The sequence below is a fragment of the Leisingera sp. F5 genome (assembly GCF_001593695.1).
Genome location: NZ_LUKH01000137.1, coordinates 1 through 5,068, shown reverse-complemented (window position 1 = coordinate 5,068; position 5,068 = coordinate 1). Strand labels below are relative to the sequence as shown.

5 protein-coding genes are annotated in these 5,068 nt (G+C 64.1%); 4 read left to right on the top strand and 1 reads right to left on the bottom strand.

Annotated elements, in window-relative coordinates; genetic code table 11:
* The 4 genes from A2I95_RS25780 to A2I95_RS25765 all read left to right on the top strand — a co-directional run.
* The coding region (locus A2I95_RS25780; RefSeq protein ID WP_291734510.1) for a hydantoinase/oxoprolinase family protein at nucleotides 1-1,007 on the top strand (1,007 nt) is incomplete at its 5' end.
* Nucleotides 1,004-2,659 (top strand): hydantoinase B/oxoprolinase family protein, encoded by a 1,656-nt coding sequence (locus A2I95_RS25775; protein ID WP_291734508.1) that lies wholly within the window; start codon nucleotides 1,004-1,006, stop codon nucleotides 2,657-2,659. The genes A2I95_RS25780 and A2I95_RS25775, both read left to right, overlap by 4 nt.
* Nucleotides 2,656-3,723, top strand: a complete 1,068-nt coding sequence (locus tag A2I95_RS25770) for a histidinol-phosphate transaminase (RefSeq protein WP_291734506.1) — start codon at nucleotides 2,656-2,658, stop codon at nucleotides 3,721-3,723. Before A2I95_RS25775 ends, A2I95_RS25770 begins: the two co-directional genes overlap by 4 nt.
* Nucleotides 3,720-4,460, top strand: a complete 741-nt coding sequence (locus tag A2I95_RS25765; protein ID WP_291734504.1) for an Asp/Glu racemase — start codon at nucleotides 3,720-3,722, stop codon at nucleotides 4,458-4,460. Before A2I95_RS25770 ends, A2I95_RS25765 begins: the two co-directional genes overlap by 4 nt.
* A 71-nt stretch (nucleotides 4,461-4,531) precedes the next feature.
* On the opposite strand, the gene A2I95_RS25760 is transcribed toward A2I95_RS25765, so the two are convergent.
* Nucleotides 4,532-5,068, bottom strand: a 537-nt coding sequence (locus tag A2I95_RS25760; protein WP_291734502.1) for a trimethylamine methyltransferase family protein, incomplete at its 5' end; no start/stop codon positions are given.

Sequence of the window (5,068 nt, the reverse complement as noted above, 5' to 3'; positions counted from 1 at the left end):
TGGCATTCGGGCGCGGCGGCACGGAACCGTCTGTGACTGACAGCGACATTACGCTGGGCTACATCGTGCCCGATACCTTTGCCGAAGGGTTTATTAAGATCGCCCCTGAGGCCTCGAAGGCGGCACTGGCGCGGGTGATTGGTTCCCGGCTGGAGCTGGACGGGGTCGGCGCGGCGGACGGTGTCAGCCGCATCGTGGATGAGAGCATGGCCAGCGCCGGGCGGATGCACGCGGTGGAATCGGGCAAGGATCTGGGCCCGCGCACCATGATTGCCTTTGGCGGTAACGGTCCGCTGCATGCAAGCCGGGTGGCGCGCTCTGCCGGGGTGTCGCGCATCGTGATCCCGCCGAACCCGGGTGTCGGCTCGGCTGTGGGCTTCCTGTTTGCACCGGTCAGTTTTGAGATTGTGCGCTCGCGTTATTCGCTGCTCGAAACCATGGATATGGGGCAAATCAACAGCTTGTTCTCCCAGATGATCGACGAGGCGAAATCGGTGGTGGCGCAGGGCGCGGGCGACGCCGCGACGGAAGTCCAGCGCACCGCCTTCATGCGCTACAACGGGCAGGGGCATGAGATTGAGATCACCCTGCCGGACCGCGATCTGACGGCAGAGGATCTGGGACCGCTGACCGAAGCGTTTGAAACCGAATACGCCAAGCAGTTCTCGCGCCCGGTGCCGGGCATGAAGATCGAGATCCTGAACTGGGCGGTGCGGGTGGCAACCCCGGATGCCGGGGCGGCTGCTGTGCCGGAAACCCCGGAGCTGAAGAACATCTGGGCCGAAGGCTTCCGCCCGATCACTTGCGACGTGGACGGGACGGTGAAGCAAGCGGCCTTTGTGCCGCGCGACAGCCTGCAGCCCGGCGACCGCGTCTGCGGCCCGGCGCTGATCACCGAGCCGCAAACCACCACGCTGGTCTCGGCGGATTTCTCTGCCCATGTGGACGCAATTGGTAACCTCGTGCTGATCCAGGATCAGAAACACGACCAGAAAGGAGACGCATGATGGCTGCCGATCTTTCCCCCGCTCGCCTGCAAGTCATGTGGAACCGCCTGCTGGCGGTGGTCGAGGAGCAGGGCCAGACCCTGATCCGTGCGGCCTTCAGCCCCATCGTGCGCGAATGCGGTGATATTTCTGCCGGTATCTTTGACGTGCAGGGCCGGATGCTGGCACAGGCCGTGACCGGCACGCCCGGCCATATCAACACCATGGCCGAAGCGGTGCTGCATCTGCGTGAACGCTTCCCGGTTGCAACGATGAAGCCCGGCGATATCTACATGACCAACGATCCCTGGCTCGCCTCGGGGCATCTGAACGACTTTCTGCTGATGATGCCCGCGTTCAAGGCCGGCAAGGTGGTGGGATTCACCTCCTGCACCTCGCATCTGGTGGATCTGGGCGGCCTCGGCATGGGGCCGGAAGGCTCTGACATCTATGACGAGGGGCTCTTGATCCCGCCCTGCAAGCTGGTTGAGGAAGGCGAGCCGAATGCGCTCTTGATGGATATCATCCGCGCCAACAGCCGCGAGCCGATTGCCAATGAGGGCGATATCTACGCGCTGATTGCCTGCTGCGAGGCGGGGGTGACGCGTTTGGTCGACATGATGGAGGAGTTCCGCATCGATGATCTGGATGCGCTTGGGTCCTACATCATCGCCACCTCCCGCCGCGGCACGCTGGAGGCCATCGCTGAGGTCCCCGAAGGGGTCTACAAGAACGTCCTGAAAATGGATGGCTACGAGAACGAACTGGAACTGCACGCAACGATGACCGTCTCCAAGGACGGCATGCATGTGGATTTCAGCGGCACATCGGGCTGTTCCAGCAAGGGCATCAACGTGCCGCTGAACTATGCCACCGCCTATACGGTGTTTGCGCTGCGTTGCATTGTCGGCCCGGATATTCCCAATAATGCCGGGTCTTTGGAGCTGTTCACGGTGGACGGCCCCAAGGGCTGTATCCTGAATGCGCAGCGCCCGGTGCCGGTAGCGATGCGCCACACGCTGGGGCAGGTGACGCCAGACCTGGTTCTGGGCTGCTTGCACCAGGCGCTGCCCGATCAGGTGCCGGCCGAAGGCGCCAGTTGCATGTTCGACCTGCCGATGCGCCACGCGCCCGAGGTGGCCCGCGACGGCGGCCGCGAGTTCGCCATCGAGCCGGTTCACAACGGCGGCACCGGCGCGCGGCCGCATGCAGACGGGTTGTCGGCAACAGCCTACCCGTCTGGCGTCTACGGCAGCCAGGTAGAGATCACCGAGGCAGTGGCGCCGGTCATCATGTGGCGGCGCGAGCTGCGGCCCGACTCCGGCGGTGCGGGCAAATACCGCGGCGGGCTGGGTCAGCGGATCGAGATGACGGCCTCGAACGATGCGCCCTTCACCGTGTTCCTGTCGGTGGAGCGGCTGAAGTTCCCGGCGCTTGGCAGGATGGGCGGACAGCCCGGCACCCCGGGCCGCATCCGCTTGCGCGATGGCGGACAGGACATCCCGGGCAAGGGCGAGCTGCGGGTGGAGGCAGGCGACTACCTGATCTTTGAAACCCCCGGCGGTGGCGGCTTCGGCAACCCGTCCGAACGTGACCCGGACGCCCTGGCACTGGACCTGAAACGCGGGCTGGTGACCGCGGAAGGCGCCAGCGTCTATGGAGGTGCCAAATGATCCGCGCAGTTCCGCATGTTGCCGCCATGGCGCCTTATGCGCTGGCGGATCTTGGCGGCGAGGGGACCATCTCCCTCGCCCAGAACGAAAGCGCCTTTGCTGCCAGCCCGGCGGCGATTGCGGCAGGCAAGGCAGTGCTGGGGCAGATGCCGCTTTATCCGGACCCGGAATGGCCCGATCTGCGCGCCGCATTGGCGGAGGTGCATGGGCTGGACCCGGCCAAGGTGCTGTGCGGCGCCGGCTCGATGGAGCTGATCGGCTGCCTGATCCGTGCCTTTGCCGGGCCGGGCGACCGGGTCTTGGGCACCGATTACGGCTATGCCTTTGTATCCTCCGCCTCGGCCCAGGTGCAGGTGGATTACGTCAAAGCGCGCGAGCGCGATCTGACGGTGTCGGTGGACGATATCCTTGCCGCAGTGACGTCTGAGACCCGCATCGTCTTTGTCTGCAACCCAGGCAATCCAACCGGCACGCTGGTTCCCAACGGTGAGATCCTGCGTCTGCGCGCAGGCCTGCCTGCGGATGTGCTGCTGGTGGTGGATCAGGCCTATGCCGAGTTTGCCGATGCGGAAAACGACCCTGCCGAAGTCTTCGCGCTGTCAGAGCGCGGCGATACCGTAGTGCTGCGGACCCTGTCCAAGGCCTATGGGCTGGCAGGGGCGCGGGCCGGTTGGGGCTATTTCCCGCCTCAGATCGCCAGTGAGGTGCGTAAACTATTGAACCCCAATAATATATCCATCCCATCACAGGCGATGGCGGCGGCAGCAATGCAAGACCAGGCGCATATGCGCGATACGGTGGCCAAAACTGCCGCGATCCGTGATGGCTTTGCCGCGGGATGCCGTGCACTGGGGCTGACGGTGCCGCAAAGCCACACCAATTTTGTGCTGATGCGCTTTGCCTCGCCCGTGCAAGCACAGGCGGCGGATACGGCGCTGCGGGCGGAAAAGCTGCTGATGCGCGGCATGGGCGGCTACGGCCTCAGCGATTGCCTGCGCGCCACCATCAGCAGCCAGGACGTGATGGACCGCGCGCTGGCGGTGCTGAAAGGAGTGCTCACATGACTTATGAAGCCCGCACCCGCGCGAAAATCGGCGTGCTGGTGCCCTACACCAACACCAATCTGGAACCGGACATGATGCTGATGCGTGCACCCGGTACCACGGTGCACTTTCAGCGCTTGGGAGGTTATGACGTGGACGAGATCCCGGGTTCCGGCCAGATGGCGGGGCTTGGCGTCTCCGACATCAGCCATGATCTCAGGATGATCTCGGGGGTGCGTCCCGATGTGGTGCTTTACGGTTGCACCTCGGCAACGCTGACCCATGGGCCGGGGTTTGATAAGAAGCTGGCGCAGGACATCAAAGCAGGCTGCGGCGCGCTGTCCTTTACCGCTGCCGGGGCGCTGGTTGACGCGATCAAGGCCCTCGGCGCAACCAAAGTGGGCTTCTCCTCTCCCTACCTGGGCGAGATCAACAGGCAGGCGATGGACTTTCTGGCTGCCAGCGGGATCGAAACGGTCAGATGCGCGGACATTGGCCGCGAGCTGGGCAATTACGGGCAGGGGGAGCTGACGCCGCAGGAGGTATTTGATCTGGCCTGCCAGGCGGACCACCCGCAGGCGCAGGCCATCGTGCTGAGCTGTACGGACATGCGCGCGGTTGAGGCGGTGGAGCGGATCGAGGCGCATCTGGGCAAACCGGTTGTCACCTCCAACCAGGCGATGATGTTCTGCCTGATGCGGGCGCTTGGCCTGCCGCGTCACGATGCGCTGCCTGGGCGGCTGTTTGATCGGCTCTAAACAGGCGTCTGTTTCATCTTTGCAAAAATACTCCGGGGAGCGCGAGGGGCTGGCCCCTCGCATCCATTCCATCAAGGCTCGCCGGAGCCGATTTCCTCGCGCCGTCTGGCCGCATAGGCCTCCAGTTCCTCGCTGATGGCCGGATCCATCGCCGGTTCCTCGTAATCCCGCAGCGCCTGCTGCCAGAGGCCGGTCGCCCGCTGCAGCGCATCCTTGGCGCCGGCCGCTTCCCAGTTCTCGTAGTTCTGCCAGTCCGACAGCATCGGGGTGTAGAACGCGGTTTCATAGCGCGCCATCGTGTGCTCGGCGCCAAAGAAATGGCCGCCGGTGGGCACCGACTGGATGGCGTCAAAGCCCAGTTCGTCGGCGTCGAACTTCATCGGCTTCAGGAATTCGATCATGTTCTGGATGATCTCCACATCCATGATAAATTTCTCATAAGACGCCGTCAGCCCCCCCTCCAGCCAGCCGGCTGCGTGGTAGACAATATTGGCACCGCCAAGCACCGCGCCCCAGCTTGCCATCATGGTCTCATACGCCGCCTGCAGGTCCACCGCATTAGAGGCATTGGCATTTGAGGTCCGGTAAGGGATGCCATAGCGCCGCGC

Excerpts from the sequence above, each read along its gene's own strand:
- A2I95_RS25775 (WP_291734508.1), top strand. The coding sequence starts at position 1,004 with ATGATGGCTGCCGATCTTTCCCCCGCTCGCCTGCAAGTCATGTGGAAC.
- A2I95_RS25765 (WP_291734504.1), top strand. The coding sequence starts at position 3,720 with ATGACTTATGAAGCCCGCACCCGCGCGAAAATCGGCGTGCTGGTGCCC.
- A2I95_RS25770 (WP_291734506.1), top strand. The coding sequence starts at position 2,656 with ATGATCCGCGCAGTTCCGCATGTTGCCGCCATGGCGCCTTATGCGCTG.